Source organism: Ferrovum myxofaciens (assembly GCF_000735045.1).
Taxonomy (GTDB): domain Bacteria; phylum Pseudomonadota; class Gammaproteobacteria; order Burkholderiales; family Ferrovaceae; genus Ferrovum; species Ferrovum myxofaciens.
In genome coordinates, this window is sequence record NZ_JPOQ01000260.1 from 1 (window position 1) to 253 (window position 253).

The following is a 253-nucleotide window of genomic DNA, read 5'->3' on the forward strand; positions in this document are numbered from 1 at the left end:
GGATTCCCAGACTTCCGCCGCCTTGATTTGGCCACGGTGACGCAGCCACTGGCCGGGCCAACTGTTCCCATGCTTGCCGTGTAATTCCCGTATCTGCGCGATATCCTCCTTGCCGGAAGCACCGACGAAGGCCAGTTCAACCGGGCCTAATCCCAGATGGAAAAGCCGCCGTCCCTCGGGGTGGATCACATAGTATTGGCGCTTGGGAGTGGCTCGGGCGATGATCTCGACCTGACGGTCGTTGAGTCCAATC

At 60.1% G+C, this 253-nt stretch carries 1 pseudogene; it reads right to left on the bottom strand.

The features are described from left to right. A pseudogene (locus IV91_RS18580) lies at window positions 1–253 on the bottom strand (transporter); the annotation flags it as partial.